Origin of the sequence: Massilia sp. Dwa41.01b (assembly GCF_014171775.1) — a bacterium.
GTDB lineage: Bacteria > Pseudomonadota > Gammaproteobacteria > Burkholderiales > Burkholderiaceae_D > Telluria.
In genome coordinates, this window is record NZ_CP050454.1 from 4,592,471 (window position 1) to 4,613,142 (window position 20,672).

General features: G+C 63.5%; 13 protein-coding genes, 2 tRNA genes and 5 pseudogenes. 11 read left to right on the top strand and 9 right to left on the bottom strand.

Features of this window, described 5'->3' with window-relative positions; translation table 11 throughout:
* Positions 1-138 precede the first annotated feature (138 nt).
* The 5 genes and pseudogenes from G4G28_RS21095 to G4G28_RS21115 all read left to right on the top strand — a co-directional run bounded on the left by G4G28_RS21095 (position 139) and on the right by G4G28_RS21115 (position 4,462).
* The gene (locus G4G28_RS21095; RefSeq protein WP_182989798.1) at positions 139-1,053 is read left to right on the top strand and encodes a peptidylprolyl isomerase; all 915 of its coding nucleotides are present in this window, start codon (positions 139-141) and stop codon (positions 1,051-1,053) included.
* 256 nt (positions 1,054-1,309) lie between these two features.
* Positions 1,310-3,205 (top strand): annotated as a pseudogene (gene mutL / locus G4G28_RS21100) (DNA mismatch repair endonuclease MutL).
* 1 nt (position 3,206) lies between these two features.
* Positions 3,207-4,167, top strand: a pseudogene (gene miaA / locus G4G28_RS21105) (tRNA (adenosine(37)-N6)-dimethylallyltransferase MiaA).
* A gap of 81 nt (positions 4,168-4,248) precedes the next feature.
* A tRNA-Met gene (locus G4G28_RS21110) sits at positions 4,249-4,325 on the top strand.
* 60 nt (positions 4,326-4,385) lie between these two features.
* Positions 4,386-4,462 (top strand) — tRNA-Met (locus tag G4G28_RS21115).
* 62 nt (positions 4,463-4,524) lie between these two features.
* On the opposite strand, the gene G4G28_RS21120 is transcribed toward G4G28_RS21115, so the two are convergent.
* The 5 genes and pseudogenes from G4G28_RS21120 to G4G28_RS21140 all read right to left on the bottom strand — a co-directional run bounded on the left by G4G28_RS21120 (position 4,525) and on the right by G4G28_RS21140 (position 9,866).
* Positions 4,525-4,848, bottom strand: a complete 324-nt coding sequence (locus G4G28_RS21120; RefSeq protein WP_182989800.1) for a putative signal transducing protein — start codon at positions 4,846-4,848, stop codon at positions 4,525-4,527.
* 68 nt (positions 4,849-4,916) lie between these two features.
* Positions 4,917-6,185, bottom strand: a complete 1,269-nt coding sequence (locus G4G28_RS21125) for a DUF445 domain-containing protein (protein WP_182989801.1) — start codon at positions 6,183-6,185, stop codon at positions 4,917-4,919.
* Between the two features lie 34 nt (positions 6,186-6,219).
* On the bottom strand, positions 6,220-7,371 hold the full coding sequence (locus tag G4G28_RS21130; protein WP_183107802.1) for a CaiB/BaiF CoA-transferase family protein: 1,152 nt from the start codon (positions 7,369-7,371) through the stop codon (positions 6,220-6,222).
* 133 nt (positions 7,372-7,504) lie between these two features.
* On the bottom strand, positions 7,505-8,671 hold the full coding sequence (locus G4G28_RS21135; protein ID WP_229507763.1) for an acyl-CoA dehydrogenase family protein: 1,167 nt from the start codon (positions 8,669-8,671) through the stop codon (positions 7,505-7,507).
* Positions 8,672-8,680: 9 nt separating this feature from the next.
* Positions 8,681-9,866: pseudogene (locus G4G28_RS21140) on the bottom strand (lipid-transfer protein).
* A 165-nt stretch (positions 9,867-10,031) separates the two neighbouring features.
* On the opposite strand from G4G28_RS21140, the pseudogene ybaL reads away from it, so the two are divergent.
* Positions 10,032-11,732, top strand: a pseudogene (gene ybaL / locus G4G28_RS21145) (YbaL family putative K(+) efflux transporter).
* Between the two features lie 227 nt (positions 11,733-11,959).
* On the opposite strand, the gene G4G28_RS21150 reads toward ybaL, so the two are convergent.
* Positions 11,960-13,918, bottom strand: coding sequence for an AAA family ATPase (locus tag G4G28_RS21150; RefSeq protein WP_182989805.1), 1,959 nt, complete (start codon positions 13,916-13,918; stop codon positions 11,960-11,962).
* 571 nt (positions 13,919-14,489) lie between these two features.
* Here G4G28_RS21150 and G4G28_RS21155 point away from each other — a divergent pair.
* Positions 14,490-14,777, top strand: coding sequence for a PEP-CTERM sorting domain-containing protein (locus G4G28_RS21155; protein ID WP_182989806.1), 288 nt, complete (start codon positions 14,490-14,492; stop codon positions 14,775-14,777).
* A gap of 26 nt (positions 14,778-14,803) precedes the next feature.
* On the opposite strand, the gene G4G28_RS21160 is transcribed toward G4G28_RS21155, so the two are convergent.
* The 3 genes from G4G28_RS21160 to G4G28_RS21170 form a co-directional block, all read right to left on the bottom strand.
* On the bottom strand, positions 14,804-15,370 hold the full coding sequence (locus tag G4G28_RS21160) for a DUF1697 domain-containing protein (protein WP_182989807.1): 567 nt from the start codon (positions 15,368-15,370) through the stop codon (positions 14,804-14,806).
* A 40-nt stretch (positions 15,371-15,410) separates the two neighbouring features.
* Positions 15,411-16,016 carry a glutathione transferase GstA gene (gene gstA / locus G4G28_RS21165; RefSeq protein WP_182989808.1) on the bottom strand — a complete coding sequence of 202 codons (606 nt, stop codon included), beginning with the start codon at positions 16,014-16,016 and terminating at the stop codon, positions 15,411-15,413.
* Between the two features lie 321 nt (positions 16,017-16,337).
* Positions 16,338-16,727: a hypothetical protein gene (locus G4G28_RS21170; protein ID WP_182989809.1), complete on the bottom strand. Its 390-nt coding sequence runs from the start codon at positions 16,725-16,727 to the stop codon at positions 16,338-16,340.
* Positions 16,728-17,341: 614 nt separating this feature from the next.
* Between G4G28_RS21170 and miaB the strand changes: the two genes are divergently transcribed.
* The 4 genes and pseudogenes from miaB to G4G28_RS21190 all read left to right on the top strand — a co-directional run bounded on the left by miaB (position 17,342) and on the right by G4G28_RS21190 (position 20,650).
* Positions 17,342-18,703, top strand: coding sequence for a tRNA (N6-isopentenyl adenosine(37)-C2)-methylthiotransferase MiaB (gene miaB, locus G4G28_RS21175; protein WP_182989810.1), 1,362 nt, complete (start codon positions 17,342-17,344; stop codon positions 18,701-18,703).
* A pseudogene (locus G4G28_RS21180) lies at positions 18,700-19,802 on the top strand (PhoH family protein). Before miaB ends, G4G28_RS21180 begins: the two are co-directional and overlap by 4 nt.
* Positions 19,783-20,256, top strand: coding sequence for an rRNA maturation RNase YbeY (ybeY, locus tag G4G28_RS21185; protein ID WP_182989812.1), 474 nt, complete (start codon positions 19,783-19,785; stop codon positions 20,254-20,256). The pseudogene G4G28_RS21180 and the gene ybeY overlap by 20 nt, the downstream one beginning before the upstream one ends.
* Positions 20,257-20,323: 67 nt before the next feature.
* Positions 20,324-20,650: a hypothetical protein gene (locus tag G4G28_RS21190; RefSeq protein WP_182989813.1), complete on the top strand. Its 327-nt coding sequence runs from the start codon at positions 20,324-20,326 to the stop codon at positions 20,648-20,650.
* Positions 20,651-20,672: the final 22 nt, after the last annotated feature.

Consider the following 20,672-nt stretch of genomic DNA (forward strand, 5'->3'; position numbering starts at 1 on the left):
GAATCATACCATCAGTCCGCTCGCGCTCCGCTCATTCCCGAGCGAGGTCTGCGCCGTGTTAAGTGACCGTTAAGTTTCATAAACTTTCACAGTTCGCGTTTACAATCATCCAACACAAACGACGAGGGGAGACGGGAGATGAGGGGGATCGACAAGGCAGTCGCAGCGGGCGCGGTGCTGGCACTGGCGGCAATGGCCAATACCCAGGCTGCGCAGGAATTGCCACCCAAGCCGAGCGTCGGCGAGATCGTCAAGGAGTCGAAAGCGGGCGACTGGCGTCCGCTCGACCTGGACAATACGCTGTACATGGACTTGCCTGCAGGACGTGTCGTGATCGAACTCGCTCCCACCTTCGCCCCCAGCCACGCGCGCAACATCAAGGCGCTGGCACGCGAAGGCTATTTCGATGGCCTCGTCATCCTGCGCTCGCAAGACAATTTCGTGGTGCAGTGGGGCGACCCGGACGAAAAGAACCCGCGTCCCATGAAGAACGCCAGGGACAAGCTGAAGGCCGAATTCACCGCGCCGATGAAAAGCGACACCCGTTTCACGCGCCTGAAGGACGTCGACGGCTACGCGCCGCAGGTCGGCCACTCGAACGGCTTCCCGGTCGGGCGCGACCCGAAGAAGAAGGAAACCTGGCTGGCGCACTGCTACGCGATGGTCGGCGTGGGACGCGACAACGAGGCCGACAGCGGCAGCGGCAACGCCCTCTACGTGGTCATCGGCCAGGCGCCGCGCCAGCTCGACCGCAACATCACCGTGGTCGGCCGCGTGGTCTCGGGCATGCCGCTGCTCTCGGCCGTGCCGCGCGGACCGGCGCCGATGGGCTTTTTCGACAAGCCCGAGATGCAGATCCCGATCAAGTCCTTCCGCGTCGCCGCCGACCTGCCGCCTGAGCAGCGCAGCAACTTCGAGGTGATGCGCACCGACAGCCCGACTTACCAGAAGGTCGTGGAAGCCCAGCGCAACCGCGGCGGCCCCTGGACCAAGGTCGCGGCCGGCCATGTGGACCTGTGCAATGCGCCGATTCCGGTGCGCGAGCAGAAGTAAAACGAAGTATTGGGGCCGTAGTCCGTAGCGCTTCTCGTAGGGCGGGCACTTGTGCCCACGCGGATGATGCATAGCGATGGCCGCGACGGCAACAGCCTCAATAGCGCATGCAAACGCTTGTGGGGCTGCTGCCTGTTCAGCTAATGGTCCGCACGATCCGCGTGGGCTCAAGAGCCCACCCTACGGATTAGGCCGCGGACTGACGGTAGCAAAACCTTAAATTTCTTCCATTCCGCCGCGCGCTATAATCGGTGGGATGAACGCGCCCGTCCCCACCCACCGTCCCATCCAGCAACTCCCCGACCAGCTGATTTCGCAGATCGCCGCCGGCGAAGTCGTCGAGCGGCCCTCGGCCGTCGTCAAGGAGCTGCTCGAGAACGCCCTCGATGCCGGCGCGACCCAGATCACGGTCCGCCTCGAGGAAGGCGGCGTCAAGCGGATCGCCATTACCGACAATGGCCGCGGCATCGAGCCCGAGCAGATGCCCCTCGCCCTGGCCCGCCACGCCACCTCGAAGATCGCCTCGCTCACCGACCTCGAGAACGTCGCCACGCTGGGTTTTCGCGGCGAAGCGCTGGCCTCGATCGCCTCGGTGGCGGCGGTGTCGATCACCTCGCGTACCAAGGATGCCCCGCATGCCTGGGAAATCGTCGGCTCGCACCTGGGCACGGTCGCGCCCTCTTCCGGTCCGGTCGGTACCACGATCGACGTCCAGGACCTGTATTTCAATACGCCGGCGCGGCGCAAGTTCCTGAAAAGCGAGCAAACCGAATACGGCCACTGCGCCGAAGTCGTGCGCCGCATCGCGCTGGCGCGGCCGGACGTGGCCTTCAGCCTGACCCACAACGGCCGCACCATCGACCATTGGAACACCTGCGAGATGGCCAAGCGCAGCGCCCAGATCCTCGGCAGCGATTTCGCCGAGGCGCGCCTGCCGCTCGACCACGCCGCCGGGCCACTGCGCCTGCACGGCTATGTCGGCCTGCCGACGGCCTCGAAGGCGCGCGCCGATGGCCAGTTCTTCTACGTGAACGGGCGTTTCGTGCGCGACAAGCTCTTGGTGCACGCGGTGCGCGCCGCCTACCAGGACGTACTGCACGGCGACCGTTTTCCGTCCTACGTGCTGGCGCTCGAGCTCGACCCGGCGCTGGTGGACGTGAACGTGCACCCGTCGAAAATCGAAGTGCGCTTCCGCGACAGCCGCGCCGTGCACCAGTTCGTGTTCCATGCGGTGCAGCGCACGCTGGCGCAGACCTCGGCCACCGCGCATGGCAGCGTGCCGGCACCGATCAGCGCGGCCGAGATTGCGCCGTCCAGCATGTCGCCCGGTGGGTCCGACTGGCGCCGCCCGCACGAGCAGGCCTCGTTCGGCAGCCAGCTGTCCTCGACCTTTCGCCCTCTCCCTTCGCGCCCGGCAGCCGCTGGGATGCCCCGGCCGCGGCCGGCGTGGCGCAGAGCACGGCCAGTTACGGCGCCCTGTTCTCTCCCGGCGAACGACCCGCTGCAGGCAGCACGGTGGCTTCCATGCCGCAGCCCTCGAACGCCCCCTCGAACGACGACTTCCCGCTCGGCTTCGCGCTGGCCCAGCTGCACGGCATCTACATCCTGGCACAGAACACGAAGGGCCTGGTGCTGGTCGACATGCACGCGGCGCACGAGCGCATCTTGTATGAGCAGCTGAAGAACGCGCTCGACGCCCAGGTCGAAGGCCAGGACCTGCAGGTGCAGTCGCTGCTGATCCCGGTGACCTTCTTTGCCGATGCGGTCGAGGTGGCCACCGTCAACGACCAGCAGGACACCCTGAAGGCGCTCGGGTTCGACATCGCCGCGATTTCACCGACCACGCTGGCGGTGCGCGCGGTGCCGACCTTGCTGAGGAATGCCGACGCCCAGACCCTGGCGCGCGACGTGCTGCGCGACGTGCGCGAATTCGGCGGCTCGCGCGTGCTGATCGAACGGCGCAACGAACTGCTCGGCACCCTCGCCTGCCACACGGTCGTGCGCCAACCGCATCCTCACCATCCCGGAAATGAACGCACTGCTGCGCCAGATGGAAAGCACCGAACGCGCCGACCAGTGCAACCACGGCCGCCCGACCTGGGTGCAGCTCGAGATCGCCGCGCTCGACAAACTGTTCCTGCGTGGTCAATAGGATGGCGCAGCACCTGAACGACGTCAGGCCGCTGGCGGTGGCGATCATGGGCCCGACCGCGTCAGGCAAGACCGCGGCCGCCCTGCGCATCGCGCGCGAACGCCCCTGCGAAATCATCTCGGTGGACTCGGCCCCGGTCTACCGCGAGATGGACATCGGTACCGCCAAGCCCTCGCTGGATGAACTGGCCGCGGTGCCGCACCACCTGATCGACATCATCGACCCGCTTGACGCCTATTCGGTCATGCAGTTCCGGACCGACACACTGCGCCTGGTGGCCGAGATCAGCGCGCGGGCAGGCTGCCGCTGCTGGTCGGCGGCACGATGATGTATTTCAAGGGCCTGGTGGCCGGCCTGGACGACCTGCCGACCGCGGACGCCGCCGTGCGGGCGCGCCTTGACGCGGAAGCGGCGCGCATCGGCTGGCCCGGCATGCACGACAAATTGCGCGCGCTCGACCCGGTCACGGCGGCGCGCTTGGCCCCGAACGACGCCCAGCGCATCAACCGCGCGCTGGAAATCATCGAACTCTCCGGCCAGCCGATGTCGGCGCTGCTGGCGCGGCGCGAACAGCCCGAACTTCCCTTCGAGCTGGTCTCGTTCGCACTGGAGCCTTCAGACCGCGCCGTGCTGCACGAGCGGATCGCGCTGCGGTTCGACCAGATGCTGGGCGACTCCGACGACGAGGGCATCGTGGCCGAAGTGGCGCGCCTGCGTGCGCGTGGCGACTTGTCGCCGAACCTGCCTCGATGCGCTGCGTCGGCTATCGCCAGAGCTGGGACTACCTCGATGGCAGGATCGACCGCGCGGTTCTGCGAGAGACCGGCATCATCGCCACGCGCCAGCTGGCCAAGCGCCAGCTGACCTGGCTGCGGGCGATGCCGGAGCGGATCGTCGTCGACTGCCTGGGGCGCGACCCGAGCGGCGAGATTCTGGCACAGTTGCAGGGCTTGCAGAAATAGCAGCGCTGTGAAAAACACGCCGCGTTCGGCGCTCACAGCCTTGACAGAGCGCTTCCCGCCTCCGATAATGTCGTTCGCTTTGGTGATATAGCTCAGTTGGTTAGAGCACAGCACTCATAATGCTGGGGTCGGTGGTTCAAGTCCACCTATCACCACCAAGAATTTCATACGAATGGCTTGGCTCCTGCGAGTCGAGCCATTTTGTTTTACCTGTTTTCGGTGATATAGCTCAGTTGGTTAGAGCACAGCACTCATAATGCTGGGGTCGGTGGTTCAAGTCCACCTATCACCACCAGACGCAGTAGCGATCAGCCGCCCGCTCGCAAGAGCCGGCGGCTTTTTGTTTTTCCAGCATCCCTACTCGTAGACCTGATTCTCGTCCAAAGTGAATTCGCCGCGGCGGAAGGCTTCGATCGTCGCCTGCGCCTGCTGCACATACATGGCGGGCACCAGGATGCGCACCCCGCCCAGCGCGGGCGCGAGTAGCAGGTCGGTCTGCATCAGGTGGGCGTCGGCCAATACCGCCGGAATGCCGGCTGCTTGCAGGCAGCCCTGCACCAGCGTGGCTTGCATCGGAATCAGGTAGCGCGCGACGATGAACAGGTCGCGCCCGGGCAGCGCTTCGATCTCGGGATGCGCCGCCAGCCATTCGGCGGGTTGCGGATTCCATGCCTGTTCCATGTCTGCTCCTTTTGGGGACGGATGAGCCAATTCTACGCGCCTGCGCCCGCGACGGCGCCGCCCAGCGCTCAGGACAGCATCGACGGCAGGGTCGACAGCAGATACAGGATCACCCCGATCAGGCCGCCCACGACGGTACCATTAATGCGGATGAACTGTAAATCTTTGCCAATATTGAGTTCGATTTGCTCCGACATCTCGCCGCTGTCCCAGTTTTTCACGGTGTCGGCGATATGGCGCGTGAGGAAGCCGGCAAATTCCGGCGCGACCGCGCGGGCGGCCAGTTCCAGGTTGTCGTTGAGCGACTGGCGCAGTTGCGGATCCTCGGCCAGGGTCTTGCCCAGCCAGGAGCCAAGCCCTTCCATGCGCAGGCGCAGGGTTGAATCCGGGCTGGCCAGGTCCCTTTTCAGCCATTCCTTCAAATCGCCCCAGAGCGACTTCAGGTAATTGTTCAGGGTCTCGTCGTTCAGCAGGTAATGCTTGATTTCTTCGCTCTTGCTGGAGAATTGCGGGTCGGCTTTCAGGCGTTCGATGAATTCGGCCGTGAACGCATCGAAACGCTGGCGCAGCGGATGCTCGGGGTCGCGCGCTACCTTGTCAAGAATGCCGAAGGCGAGTTTCACCGCGATGTCGGCACCCTTGCGACCGATGAGTTCGGACGGCAGCATTCTTTCGACGAGGGCATATTCGTCTTTCAGCCAGTCGACGATGCCCTGCGCAATCGTCTCCTGCGTTTCCTCGTTGTCGAGCAGTTTGGCGAGCTGGTAAATGCCTTCATTCAGCAATTCCTGGTGGCGGCCGCCCCTGGTCAGGCTTTCCAGGATAGTACCGGCCGATTTCGACAGGTCGACGCTGCCGACCATCGTGTGCACGGCTTTTTTCATGAAATTCTGGATCGCCGCGTCTTCGGTAAAGTCGAGCACCCAGCCTGCGGTTTTCACCAGGTAGCCGCCCATGTGCCGGGTGTTCGCGGGTTTTACCAGCCAGTCGGCCACCTTCTGTGCCGGGTCGTGTTTCTGGATCAGCTTGACGATCGATTCGGTGTCGAGGAATTTCTCGTGCACGAAGCGCGCCAGGTTATCGGCGATCTTGGCCTTGTTGTTCGGGATGATGTTCGTGTGCCGCGACACGACGGGAATCGGCACGCGCCGGAACAGCGCGACGACGGCGAACCAGTCGGCCAGCGCGCCGACCATCGCCGCTTCGGCAAACGCCTTCAGCAGTCCCGTCCACCAGTTCTGCGGCAGGAAAAAGCTGAGGACGAACAGCAGCGCGGCGCCGATGAAAAAACCCAGCGCCAGCCGTTTCGATTGGTCGAGTTCGCGTTCTTTGGTCATGTCCCTACGGTAGCTGATCTCTGCCGTAGCAATCCTATATGACCCCGGCGTTTTTCAGCGTTTCGATTGCGTCGGCAGGGAAGCCCCAGTCCGCGAGCACGGCGGCGCTGTGCTCGCCCGGCGCGGCCGCGGCCTGCCCTGCTTCGGGCTGGGTGCGGCTGAACCGCGGTGCGGGTGCTGGCTGGGGCACGCCGTCGATCTCGATGAAACTGGCGCGCGCGGCATTGTGCGGGTGCAGCGGCGCCTCCTGCATATCCAGCACAGGAGCGACGCAGGCGTCCGTTCCCTCCAGCAGGGCGCACCATTCGTCGCGCGTGCGGGTCGCGAACAAAGCCGCGAACTTGGCCTTCAGTTCCGGCCAGCGCTTCTGGCTCCATTGCTTCCTGAAGTCAGGGTCGCTGGCACCGGTCAGTTCCAGCAGCTGGGCGTAGAACTGCGGTTCGATTGCGCCCACCGAGAGGAACTTGCCGTCGTGGCAGGCATAGGTGTCGTAGAAGGGCGCGCCGCCATCGAGCATGTTGGCTTCACGCCGATCGTTCCAGGAGCCGAAGGCGCGCAGGCCGTACATCATGGCGCCGAGCAGGCTTGAACCGTCGGTCATGGCGGCGTCGACCACCTGGCCCTTGCCGGAGGTTTTCGCTTCGAGTGCGGCGCAGACGACGCCGAAGGCGAGCATCATGGCGCCGCCGCCGAAGTCGCCGACCAGGTTCAGGGGCGGCGCTGGCGGTGTATCGGCACGGCCCATCGCGTGCAGCATGCCGGACAGGGCGATGTAGTTCAGGTCATGGCCGGCGCTTTGGGCCAGCGGGCCGGTCTGGCCCCAGCCGGTGATGCGGCCGAAAACGAGTCGCGCGTTGCGTGCCTGGCAGGCGTCGGGGCCGAGGCCGAGGCGCTCCATCACGCCGGGGCGGAAGCCCTCGATCAGGATGTCGGCCTGTTCGACCAGTCTGAGGACCGTTTCGCGTGCTTCGGGGTGCTTCAGGTCGAGGGCGAGCGAACGGCGGCCGCGGGCCATGACGTCGAATTTCGTGCCCAGCATGGGGAAGGGATTGTCGGCGCCGGGTTTCGCTTTGCGGTCGATGCGGATGACCTCGGCGCCCATGTCCGATAACATCATCGCGGCGAAGGGACAGGGGCCGATGCCGACCATTTCGATGACTTTGATGCCTGCCAGGGGTCCGGGCATGATGACGCTTTCGTGGTGGTCGAGCGTTGTAACCGCGTGGGGTCATTGAAGCCGGGGGCTTCAATGACGTGCCCACCCTACGGTTCTGCCATCGTTCACGTATGTGGTTTCGTTGGGTCCGTAAGCCCAGCGCTCACAGCGAGCGGGCGATGATCTCTTTCATGATCTCGTTGGCGCCGCCGTAGATGCGCTGGACGCGTGCGTCGACGTACATCTGGGCGATCGGGTATTCGAGCATGTAGCCGTAGCCCCCGAAAAGCTGCACGCACTGGTCGACGACCTTGCACTGCAAGTCGGAGATCCAGTACTTGGCCATCGAGGCGCGCACCGTGTCCATGCGGCCTGCCAGCATGTCTTCCACGCAGCGGTCGATGAAGATGCGCGCGACCGTCGCTTCGGTCTTGATCTCGGCGAGGACGAAACGCGTGTTCTGCATCTCGATCAGGGCCTGGCCGAAGGCCTTGCGTTCCTTCGCATGTTCGACCGTCAGGTGCAATGCCCGTTCGATCGCGGCCACGCCGGCCACGCCGATGATCGTACGTTCATACGGCAGCTCCGTCATCAGCTGGGCAAAACCCCTGCCCTCTTCACCACCGAGCACGCCGTCCAGGCCGACATGGGCGTCGTCGAAGAACAGCTCGCAGGTGTCCTGCCCCTTCTGCCCGACCTTTTCCAGGATGCGGCCGACCCGGAAACCCGCTTTGTGGCGGCTTTCCCCCGGGTTGTCGCGCGTTTCGAGCAGCATCAGCGAGATGCCCCTGGCGCCGGCAGCCGGGTCGGTCTTGGCCACCACCAGGATCAGGTCCGCCAGGTAGCCGTTCGAGATGAAGGTCTTCGAACCATTCATCCGGTAGCCATCGCCGCTCTTCACGGCGACCGTGCGGATGCCTTTCAGGTCGGAGCCCGCGCCCGGTTCCGACATGGCGATGGCCGCGATCATCTCGCCGCTGGCCAGTTTCGGCAGGTAGCGCCGCTTCTGCTCCTCGGTGCCCTGGTTCAGCAGGTAGTGGGCGACGATGGCATGCACGTGCAAGCCAAACGCCATGTCGCCGGCGTAGCCGAGTTCCTCGAAGACGATGGCCATGTGGGCGAAATTGCCGCCCGAGCCGCCGTATTCCTCGGGGATGTCGGCGGCAAGCAGGCCCATTTCGCCAGCCTTGTGCCAGAGCTCGCGGTCGACGTGCTGCTGCGCGCGCCAGCGCTCGCCGTGCGGCGCGACTTCGCTGGCGACAAAGCGGCGCACGGCGTCGCGGAAGCCTTCGAGTTCCGGGTTCATCCAGGATGGGGTCATCAGTTCCATGCCTGTCCCTTATGCCGACTGGTACAGGGTGACGACGCAAGCACCGCCCAGGCCCAGGTTGTGCTGCAGGGCCGTGCGCGCATTCGCCACTTGGCGAGCGCCGGCGCTGCCGCGCAGCTGGTGAGTCAATTCAAAGCACTGGGCAAGACCCGTGGCGCCGAGCGGATGCCCTTTCGAGAGCAGCCCGCCGGACGGGTTGGTGACGACCTTGCCGCCATAGGTGTTGTCGCCATCATTGATGAACTTGTCGGCGCCGCCTTCCGGGCACAGGCCGAGCGCTTCATAGGTAATCAACTCGTTGTGGGCGAAGCAGTCGTGCAGCTCGACGACGTCGAGGTCTTCCGGGCCGATGCCGGCCTGGCGGTAGACTTTATCGGCCGCTTCACGGCTCATCTCGTAGCCGACCAGGCGCATCATGTCGTCGGCATCAAACGTGCTGGGGCGGTCGGTCGTCATGGCCTGGGCGGCGATGAACACATCGGCCTTGAGGCCGCGCTTTTTCGCGAATTCTTCCGACACCAGCACCGCAGCGGCGGCGCCGCAGGTCGGCGGGCAGGCCATCAGGCGCGTCATCACGCCGGGCCAGATCATCGGTGCGTCGAGCACGTCCTGGGCGGTGACTTCCTTCTTGAACAGCGCCAGCGGGTTGTTGACGGCATGGCGGCTGGCCTTGGCGCGGATGCGCGCAAACGCTTCCGGGGCGTGCCGTATTTCTGCATGTGCGCCAGGCCCGCGCCGCCGAAGTAGCGCAGCGCCAGGGGGATTTCCGGTTTGCCGACCAGGCGGTCGGTGACGGCGTCGAAATCGTCGAAGGGCGCCGGGCGATCGGTGAACACCGAGCCGAGCGCGCCTGGGCTCATCTGCTCGAAGCCGAGCACCAGCACGCATTCGGCGGCGCCGCTGGCGATTGCCTGGCGCGCCGCCAGAACAGGGCCGTGGAGCCGGTCGAGCAGTTGTTGTTGACGTTGACGATGGGGATGCCGGTCATGCCGACGCCGTACAGGGCTTTCTGGCCGCAGGTGGAGTCGCCATACACGTAGCCGGCATAGGCCTGCTCGATGTCGGCGTAGTCGACGCCGGCGTCCTGCAGGGCGGCGCGGGCGGCAATGCCGCCCATCTGGTGGTAAGGCGCGCTCGCGCCGGGCTTGGCGAAGGGGATCATCCCGACGCCGGTCACGAATACCTTGCGGCTCATGTTGTCTCCTGTGGTGGTTGGCTTGGCGGCCTTTATCCGATCGATTATAGCCAGAGGGCGCGGCGGCGAACGGCCGAGTCGTTGGAAGCCTTCCTCTATTTTCCTGATCATGTCGCTAACTCGCTTATACTGACCGCATTCCACCTTGATAAGGAGCCGTCCTGCATGCATCATGAACTCAGCCTGATCACCACCATCGCCGCCGCACTGGGCGCCGGGCTCCTGTTCGGCATGCTGGCCGTGCGCCTGAAGCTGCCGGCGCTGGTCGGCTACCTGGCCGCCGGCATCGTCATCGGACCGGCCACGCCGGGTTTTGTCGCCGACGTGTCGCTGGCGTCGCAATTGGCCGAGATCGGGGTGATGTTGTTGATGTTCGGGGTGGGCCTGCACTTCTCGCTGCGCGACCTGCTCGATGTACGGAAAATCGCCCTGCCCGGCGCGGTGCTGCAGATCGCGGTGGCGACCGCCATGGGCATCGGCATGGCGCACCTGTGGGGCTGGTCGCTGGGAGCCGGCCTGGTGTTCGGCCTGGCGCTGTCGGTAGCGAGCACCGTGGTGCTGCTGCGGGCGCTGGAAGCGCGCGGTATCCTCGACTCGATGAACGGACGCATCGCGGTGGGCTGGCTGGTGGTGGAAGACCCGGGTGACGGTGCTGGTGCTGGTGCTGCTGCCGGCCTTGGCCGGCCCGCTGGGCGGCAAGAGCGCCGGCGGCGATACTTCGCTCTGGCTCGCGCTTGGCAAGACGCTGCTGCAGGTCGGGGCTTTTGTTGCCTTCATGCTGGTAGTCGGCCGCAAGCTCTTTCCCTGGTTCCTGTGGAAGGTCGCCAAGACGGCGTCGCGCGAGCTGTTCACGCTGGCCGTGATCGCGGCCGCGGTCGGCATCGCCTACGGCTCCTCCGAATTGTTCGGCGTGTCGTTCGCGCTGGGCGCCTTCTTTGCCGGCATGGTGCTGCGCGAATCGGACCTCTCGCACCGCGCGGCCGAAGAATCCTTGCCGTTGCGCGACGCGTTCTCGGTGCTGTTCTTTGTCTCGGTCGGCATGCTGTTCGACCCGATGGTGCTGGTCGAGAGCCCCTTGCGGGTGCTGGCGGTGGTCGCGGTGATCATCTTTGGCAAGTCGATCGCGGCGATGGTGCTGGTGCTGGCGCTGCGCTATCCCTTGAATACCGCGATCACGGTCTCGGCCAGCCTGGCGCAGATCGGCGAGTTCTCGTTCATCCTGGCCGCGCTCGGCATTTCGCTGGAACTGATGCCGCAGGAAGGGCAAAGCCTGATCCTGGCCGGCGCCATCATCTCGATCGCGGTGAACCCGCTGCTGTTCAAGGCGATCGAGCCGCTGCAGCGCTGGCTGCGCGACAAGTCCGGCATCGCCGGCAAGCTGGAACGCTCGAACGATCCGCTGGCCGAACTGCCGATGACGGTGCCCCACGAGCGCCTCACCGGCCAGGTGGTGCTGGTCGGCTACGGCCGCGTGGGGCGGATGATCGCGGCAGAACTGACGGCCCGGGCGTCCACTTCGTCGTCGCCGAGCAGAACCGCGAGCTGGTCGAGATGCTGCGCCGCCAGGACCAGCCGGCCGTGGTCGGCAACGCGGCCGAGCCGGCGGTGCTGATCCAGGCGCACATCGCGCAGGCGGCAGTACTGGTGATCGCCACGCCCGACACCTTCCACGTGCGCGCCATGATCGAAACGGCGAAGATGCTCAACCCGGGCATCCGCTGCGTGGTGCGTACCCATAACGCGGAAGAAGCCAAGCTGCTGCGCACCGACACGGGCGGCAAGGTGTTTCTGGGCGAACAGGAGCTGGCGGGGAGCATGACGCGTTATGTCATCGATTCGCTGAAGGATGTGCAGCACGGGCATTGAGCTGGCACGTACGGCGCCCGCCGGGAAAACACGTAGGGTAGGCGGCTCCGCCGCCTACGCGTTCCATCATCCCTTGCAAAGGGGCGCGGTCAGACGCATCCGTGCATTGAACGCGCAGGCGGGGAACCCGCCTACCCTACCGGCATATACATAGCCCGTTTGCCCGCAAAAAAGCCCGCTGGCGGCAACGCACAGCGGGCTTTTTTATTGAGCGGTAACGCTTTGGCTTACGCCGCCACCATCTCCCCGGTCTCGGCGCACAGCTTCAGGTTCGCATGTTTCGGCGCGAAGTTCAGCAGGTCCTTGCGCTCTTCCAGCAGCGTGAAGACGGCGTCTTTCGACAGCACGTACTGGTCGAGCAGCGTGTCCTTCAGCGATTCGATCAGCGCGCGGTAGTCGCGCATCGCGCCCAGGGTGTAGCTATACAGTTCGTCGGCCTTCTCTTCCATCTGGCGCAGCGTGTGCTCGCCGCTGGCGTCGTTTTTCAACTGGCTGTAGTCGATCTTCGAACGCGAATACATCGACAGGCGGTTCACCATCAGGTTGAGCATCTTGGTGACCTTCTCGATGTCGTTCTGGGCGCCGACCGAGATGCCGCGGGCGCCGTAGAACAGCTCTTCGGCCGCCATGCCGCCGTACAGGCCGATCACGTCGCGCTCGAGTTCTTCCAGCGTGCGCAGCGACATGTCGTCACCGGACTGCAGCACATAACCCAGGGCGCCGATTTTAGAGACGGCTTCCGTCGAAATCTTCAACAAGTGCGACTTTTCCTTCACTTCGGACAGGCTGAGGCCGGCGCGCAGGTGCGGGTCGATCTGCATGAAGAAGTGGCCCAGTTCGTGCAGGGCGATGCGCTCGCGCTGCTTGTGTTTTTCAGCCGTCGTGGCGCGGTCGGTCAGGCCGATGGTGGCACGCTCGTAGGCACGGAACAGCAAATCGGTATTGATGATCGTCTTTTCCTGGATCGACAGCATCGATGCGCGCTCGACCACGGTTTCCAGCAGCGCCGGGCTCAGGTTCTGGGTAATTTCGGCCACCTGGTCCAGGTCGAGGTCGTTATAGTCGACCAGCCCTTCCTTCTTACGGGACAGGAAGCTACGCAGCAATTCGCGGCGCTCGCCCTTGTTTGGCAGGCGGAAGTTGATCTTCACCGAGAAGCGGCGCAGCATCGCTTCGTCCATCTCGGTCGAGGCATCGTCGAAGTTCGAGGCGATGATCCAGATCACGTTCTGGCCCTTGTCGCTCTTCACGCCGTCCAGCAGGCCCAGCAGGGTGTTGGCGGTATCGTCTTCCCATTTCTTTTCGCTGCGGCCGCGCGGCATGAACAGGCTCTGGCCTTCGTCGAGGAAGATGATGCACTTGCCCTTGGCGCAGGCCTTGCGGTACAGGGCGTTCAGCGCTTTCGAGCCGCCGCCGACGTAGCCCGATTCCAGCGCCGAACCGGAAGCGGAAATCAGCGGCATGTTCAGGCGCTTGGCCAGGTAACCGACCAGCTTGGTTTTACCGGTACCGGCAGGCCCGGTCAGCATCACGTTGAAGGGCTTGTCGATGTTGTGCGACGCGTATTCCTCACGGTTACGGATCATGTCTTCCAGGTGCAGCACTTCCTGCTTGATGTCTTCCATGCCGATCAGGTCATCCATGCTGCCCTTGAGCTTGTCAGGGGTGATCATGGTCGAGCTCGCACCCATGCCCGGGATGCCGAACTTCAGGCTGTAGACGATCAACAGCAGCAGGACGATCTCGAAAGCGTGGCGCTTGAGGAAGTCGCCGGTGCCGGCGGCAAAGCCCGTGCCCTCGTCGAGCACGGCTTCGTGCGACGCGAGGAAGTCTTCCTTGGCGATCGAATACGGAATCGCGTTCTTCAGCAGCACTTCGCGCTCGAGCGACAGGTGCGAGGTGCTCGGCACCTTGACCACGTGCAGCTGCGGGGCACCCTTGAACTTGTAGACATAGCGCGGCGACTCGGACAGCGGCTTGGCCACCATCAGGTACTCGAGCTTGTCCTTCTGGGCTGCCAGGCGCGTGATTTCAGAAATGTCCTGGGAGTGAACGACCGGGCTTGGATCCTGCGGCACGTTGGCCGAATAGATCGCCACGCCGGTGGCAATGCCCAGCAGCATGGCTGCGGCGATGCGTACGTAGACGTTCTTGAAGGCAATCTGAAGTCGAGCAAAGTTGGGCATATCGGTACTCTACAAATGTATGGGTGCGCGTGATGCGACAGTGCAAACAGCGAAGGCTTTTCCGATTGGCGCTTGTCGGAGCAGCGGCGGCGCAGGGGCCGTGGGGGATGCGAACATGTGTGTTCGACATCGTTTTGATGCCCTAAGGCAACAGGGATAGGGAGACTATACCTGTAAAAAAACCGGGGATGTATACGTGGAGCTTAAAATTTTTTGATCGATCTCATAGCTGGAAAAGCTGGCAACGGTTTTCATTGCCGACTTGGCAAAGAAAGCAGCATTCCGCCTGCTCAGCAGGAAAAGTCGTTGCCCGTTCTTTAACGAACTTGTCGATATGGCTTGTTCGTTTGATACCGCTGACATGAACGCTTGTCGCATTTCTTTAACATGGCCAGGCAAGCTTCCGGCCGTGCCTTGCCCCTGTGTTTTCCGAACGAATCGAACAAGGTCGCGACACGCTGTTTTGCTATGCTGTCCATGACGATGCCCATGTCGTCAACGCCGTTGCTCCGCCGTGCCGTTTGTTTGTGTATCGGGTGCTTGTATCAGCACCTGCAAGGAAGGAACGACCGTGAACAGAATCGCCCTCGCAGCAGCACTTGCCCTCCTCGTCGGCGGCGTCGCGCAGGCCAGGGTCATCGAACTGACGCCCGAGCCTGCTGCAGCTAGCGCCCCGCCGCGCATCCTGCAGGGAAGTGTTCCTTCTCGGCATGGCGCGCAGCATGGCCTGCAGTATGCTGCCCTGCTTCCCAGCCGTTTGCCGGAACTGCCCGAACCGGAAGTGTTTGCCATGATGCTGGTCGGCCTGGTGCTGATCGGTTACCGGGCGCGGCGGGAAAGCAGCGAGAAATTCGAGTGAGTCGCAAGCCGGGCCGCGGATGAGGTTCAGGCGCCCGGCGGCACCGGCGCGGCCTCCGTACACAGCGCGTACAGCTTGCACAGCGTGTTCCAGTTACGCGAAGTCGTATTGTCACCCAATAGCTTGCCCAGTGCGGCCGCGGCAGCACTGTCGAGTACGCCCGTAGGACACCAGACGTAGGCCGCGCGCCGTCCGACCGCCAGCGCCTCTTGACCCCAGTCGCGCTCGCACAAGGGCAGGATGACTTCGCGCATCGTCCCATCGGGCAGCAGGAACACCAGCAGGCGCGAATGGTCCGAGGCTTGCTCCAGCAGCGTGTTTTCGGCAAGGACCGCCGCCAGTTCCTCGCGGCCCAGCACCAGAACACGTGCCGCGACGCCGAGCTTGAGCACCAGCTGTTCCTCGATGGCCGCAGCGGCCAGGCCCGGTTCGACCGCAGCGGCGCTGAACACGATGTTGCCGCTGTTGAGAACACTGCGCACATCGTCAAAACCGAGGTCTTCGGCCAGCTTGCGCAGGTCGGCCATCGCCACGCGTTTGGCGCGGCCGACGTTAATGCCTCGTATCAGGGCGATATAGCGGTCACTGGTCATGGCGCCATGTTACCGCCAATACACATACGACGACGTACGATTATTGAAGCAGGCCTTCCGCGCGCAGTGCCTGCTGCACTGCCGGACGCGCGCCGATACGGGCACGGTAGGCTCCCAATGCCGGCAAGCCGCTCAGGTCGAACTTGATGACGTCGGTCCAGCTTAGTACGGTAAACAGATAGGCATCGGCGACGCTGAAGGCCTTACCGAGGTACTCGCGGTCTTCCAGTTGCGCGGCCACGTACTCGAGACGCAGGCCGAGCATCCTGCGCGCATGCGCCTTCATGTCGTCGGTCGCGGCCGGATTGAACATCGGGCTGAAGTTCTTGTGCAGCTCGCTGGAAATGAAGCCCAGCCAGCCGACGATCTGGTAGCGTGCGACCTCGCCCACTGGCGGCAGCAGGCCCGCGCCCGGCACCAGGTCGGCCAGGTACTGGACAATGGCGGGCCCTTCGGTCAGGACGGTACCGTCGTCCAGCGCCAGCGCCGGCACATAGCCTTTCGGATTGACGGCACGGAAATCCGCGCCGCTCGCCGTCAGCTTGTTACGCAGGTCGACGCGCTCGGCCGTGAAGGGCAGCCCGGTTTCGAGCAAGACGATGTGCGGAGAGAGCGAGCAGGCGCCGGGGCTGAAATACAGTTTCATGGATGTCCTTTATGGGTATCGACAAGCCTGCGCCAGGCGGCGTGGCCGGCGCGGCAGGGCGAGAATACAGCAATCGTGCCTTCATTGCCGTGACTGCGCGGGACGGGAAGCTTCAGATGGCCAGGGACGCCACGGCCGGGAAGCCGACGCGGCAAAGAGGAAACAGGAGGAAAAACGGAGGAAAAAAAGGCGACAACGCATCTGCGCTTCGCCAACGGTACGCGCAAAAAGAAAAGGCAGCGTGCGTGACGTCCTCAGGACGCCAAGCCGCTGCCTGGCATAACCGAAGGCATGGCAGTCAATCCTGCCACGCCCACGGTATTAGTGCGCATAGTTGCCGGACGACGAAGGCGTTGCGTCGTTGGTCTGCGACTGTTGCTGTTGCTGCTGTTGCTGGGCGGCTGCCGCTGCGGCTGCCTTCTCTTCTGGCTTCGGACGGCCTTGCGCGTCGGACAGGCGATATTTCGTGCGGCGGTCGCCCATCAGGTCGCGCAGGTCGCGAATGCTCATGCCGGTGACTTCGTGCATGCGGATCAGCAGCGAGGCGCCGACCGGCAGGCGGTGGTGGCGGATCTTGCTGATGACCGGCGGGGCCACTTCGAGCATGCGCGACAGCGCAGCGTCATTTTTCAGTTGCATCTTGCCCAGCAAAATGTCGAGCAGATGGTTCGGGTTGTAGCTTTCCTGTGAAGACAAAGCATGATGTGCCATGATTTTTTACCTCGTGAGTGTGGTTTAAAATAGTTCCGTTACGAACTTTGTTAAAGACTGTACTTTCATCAACATAGTTCCCGGCACGCTCTTGAACAATTAAACAGAACCAGTCTGAATCTTTGCTTAAGAACTATGCCGACGTGCATGCGCTCTGCTTAACACTCCCCCGAACGCACTTGTCTTTCCAACAAATTATCAGACTCCTACGCCTGCCTTACCTACGTCCGGAGCACATGACTCATTGTTGGAAATCAAGCTATCGTGTGGAAAGCTTGTCACATAGGCATTTCAACACATGGGGATAATTTGTGGCGCACGCAAGAGATTTCTTCCGCTAATTTGTGTAAAAGAATTTGGAAGGAACCCGTTGATTTACATCAGGAAATAATTTGCGCAAACGCGCACTCAGCCTTGGTTGCCGCGTTTTGATTCCTTCGCGCAATTTAACAATCTGAGCATGTTGATAATCGTTTCAGGCGAGGCAACAATTAGTTCCATTCGGTATGCAACCATCCGGTCGCGCACGCCAATTTTGGTCGCGGTAGGCGATTTACGTTAAACTGGCCTGCCGCCTTGTCAAAGCATCAGCACACCTTTCAACGAAGCACCTCATGCAGAAAAAAGTATTCATCAAAACCTTCGGCTGCCAAATGAACGAGTACGACTCGGACAAGATGGCGGACGTGCTGGGCGCGTCCGACGGACTCGTGCGCACCGATAAACCCGACGATGCCGACGTCATCCTCTTTAATACTTGTTCTGTGCGCGAAAAAGCGCAGGAAAAAGTGTTTTCGGATTTGGGCCGCCTGAAAGAACTCAAGCGCGCGCGCCCCGACCTCATCATCGGTGTCGGTGGTTGCGTTGCATCCCAGGAAGGCGAGGCCATCGTCAAGCGCGCACCGCATGTGGATATGGTGTTCGGGCCACAAACCCTGCATCGCCTGCCCCAGATGATCCGCGAACGGCGCAGCAGCGGCACGGCCCAGGTCGACATCAGCTTTCCTGAAATCGAGAAGTTCGATCACCTGCCGCCGGCCAAAATCGAAGGTCCGGTGGCCTACGTGTCGATCATGGAAGGCTGCAGCAAGTATTGCAGTTACTGCGTGGTGCCTTATACCCGCGGCGAGGAAGTGTCGCGCCGCTTCGAAGACGTGCTGACCGAAGTGGCCGGCCTGGCGGCCCAGGGCGTCAAGGAAATCATGCTGCTGGGGCAGAACGTGAATGCCTTCCGCGGCGCCATGGAAAATGGGGACACCGCCGACTTCGCCCTGCTGCTGGAATACATTGCCGCCATTCCCGGCATCGAACGCCTGCGCTTCGTTACCAGCCATCCGAAGGAATTCACCCAGCGCCTGATCGACGCCTACGCGAAGATCCCGCAGCTGGTGAACCACCTCTACCTGCCCGTGCAGCACGGGTCGGACCGCATCCTGCAAGCCATGAAGCGCGGCTATACCGGCCTGGAATATAAATCGATCATTCGCCGCATTCGCGCGGTGCGTCCGAATATCGCCATCTCCTCCGACTTCATCGTCGGCTTCCCCGGCGAGTCCGATGCCGACTTCGAGGCCATGATGAAACTGGTCGACGATGTGGGCTTCGACAACAGTTTCAGTTTTATCTTCAGCAAGCGTCCGGGCACCCCGGCCGCCAACCTGGAAGACGACACTCCGCACGAGGTCAAGCTCGTGCGCCTGCAACGCCTGCAAGCCCTCATCGACGCCAACACGCGCAAGTTCAGCGCGGCCATGGTCGGCACCGTCCAGCGCGTGCTGGTCGAGGGACCGTCAAAGAAAGATCCGAACGAACTGCAAGGCCGCACCGAGAACAACCGGGTGGTCATTTTCGCGCCGGGCGAACTTGGCGCCACGCTGATCGGCCAACTGGTCGACGTGCGCGTGGTCGAGAGCCTGGATTACTCATTGCGCGGCGAACTCGTCGCCAACTCAGATACGATTGCCCAAGCCAGTTGAAAACACAAAACCCAACCCAGCCTTCGTACTTCATTCCCGAGCCGATGGATAACACCCGGCTCGCCCACCTGTGCGGTCCGCTCGACGAAAACCTGCGCCAGATTTCCGCGGCGCTCGACGTGACCATCTTCCGCCGCGGCGAGAAGTTCATCGTCAACGGCGCCAACGCCGAGCGCGCGGTCGAACTGCTCGAGCGCTTCTATGCCGTGGCGAACAAGGTCGTGCCGATCGAGGAAGTCCAGCTGGCCCTGGTCGAGCAACGCGCCGGCCTGCGCCCGACCATCGAAGGCGCGGCCCAGACACTGCGCAACCCGAGGCCAAGCGCCCCGGCAGCGGCGATGAGGATGGCGCCGAAGGGAGCGAAGCCGACCCGGAACTCGTCAGCCCGATGCTCAAGACGCGCCGCAGCGACCTGCGCGGCCGCACCCCGCACCAGATCCAGTACCTGAAAGCCGTGCTCGAGCACGACATCAGCTTCGGCGTCGGCCCGGCCGGTACCGGCAAGACCTATCTTGCCGTCGCCTGCGCCGTCGACGCCCTCGAGCGCGACGCCGTGAAGCGCATCATCCTGACCCGTCCGGCCGTCGAGGCGGGCGAGCGCCTCGGTTTCCTGCCTGGCGACCTCAGCCAGAAGGTCGATCCTTACCTGCGCCCGCTGTACGACGCGCTCTACGATCTGCTCGGCTTTGACCGCACGCAAAAACTCTTCGAAAAGCAGGTCATCGAGATCGCCCCGCTGGCCTACATGCGCGGCCGCACGCTGAACCACGCCTTCGTCATCCTCGACGAGGCGCAGAACACGACGGTCGAGCAGATGAAGATGTTCCTGACGCGTATCGGTTTCGGCAGCAAGGCCGTCATCACCGGCGACGTCACCCAGGTCGACCTGCACAAGACCCAGCGCTCCGGCCTGGTCGATGCCATCCACGTGCTGAAGGATGTGCGCGGCATCGCCTTTACCCACTTCTCGAGCGCCGACGTGGTGCGCCATCCGCTGGTGGCGCGCATCGTCGACGCTTATGACAAGGCCAGCGCCGTCCAGGAAATGGGCGCGCTGCCAAAACCCGCCACGGCCCGAAATGCAAGAAAAAAACCATGAGCTTGACCTGGACGTCCAGTACCCGGACGCCCGCCTCGAATCGACCATCACGCCCGAGCTCGTCGAGCGCTGGGTGCGCGCTACCCTGCTTGGCCCGGCCGAACTGACGATCCGCTTCGTCGACAGCGCGGAGGGGCAGACGCTGAACCGCACCTATCGCGGCAAGGACTACGCCACCAACGTCCTGACCTTTGCCTACAACGAGGGCGAGGAGCTGGGCGAGGACGAGCCGACCCAGGCCGACATCATCCTGTGCACGGACGTGCTGCAGCGCGAAGCCGAGGAACAGAAGAAGACGGTCGAGGAGCACGCGGCGCACCTGGTCGTGCACGGCGTGCTGCATGCCCAGGGATACGATCACGAAGTCGACGAGGAAGCCGAGGAGATGGAACAGTTCGAGCGCGACATCATGGAAGTGCTCGGGTATCCGGATCCCTACGCCGACAACGCCTGAGGTGCCGGCCTTGGGCGCTGGCGCCATGTTGATGAAGCCAATGCGACATGGGGCGGCGGCATTGCTGATGCTGCTGCCGCTCGGCGCATCAGCCCAGGAGCTCTCCGAGGCGCGCTATATCGGTGCGATGGAAGGCGCGGCGCAAGCCTGCGCTGCGGCGTATCCTGCCCAGGCCCGTGTCTACCAGGACGCGGTGCGGCGCCTCGTGGCTTGCCACCTGAACGATGAGCAATTTAAAAGCTGGCAGGCGCGGCTGCGTGCCAGCGCCGAATACAGCGCCAGCGTCGAGCAGGGGCAACGCAGCCTCGACAAGCATCCGGCCAACCGCGAACGGCAGTGCCGCAGCTTGCAGGAGCTTGTTTGCGGGCCAGGGACAAAGCCGAGCCAGCCATAGCCTGGCGCGGCACCGGCGTGCA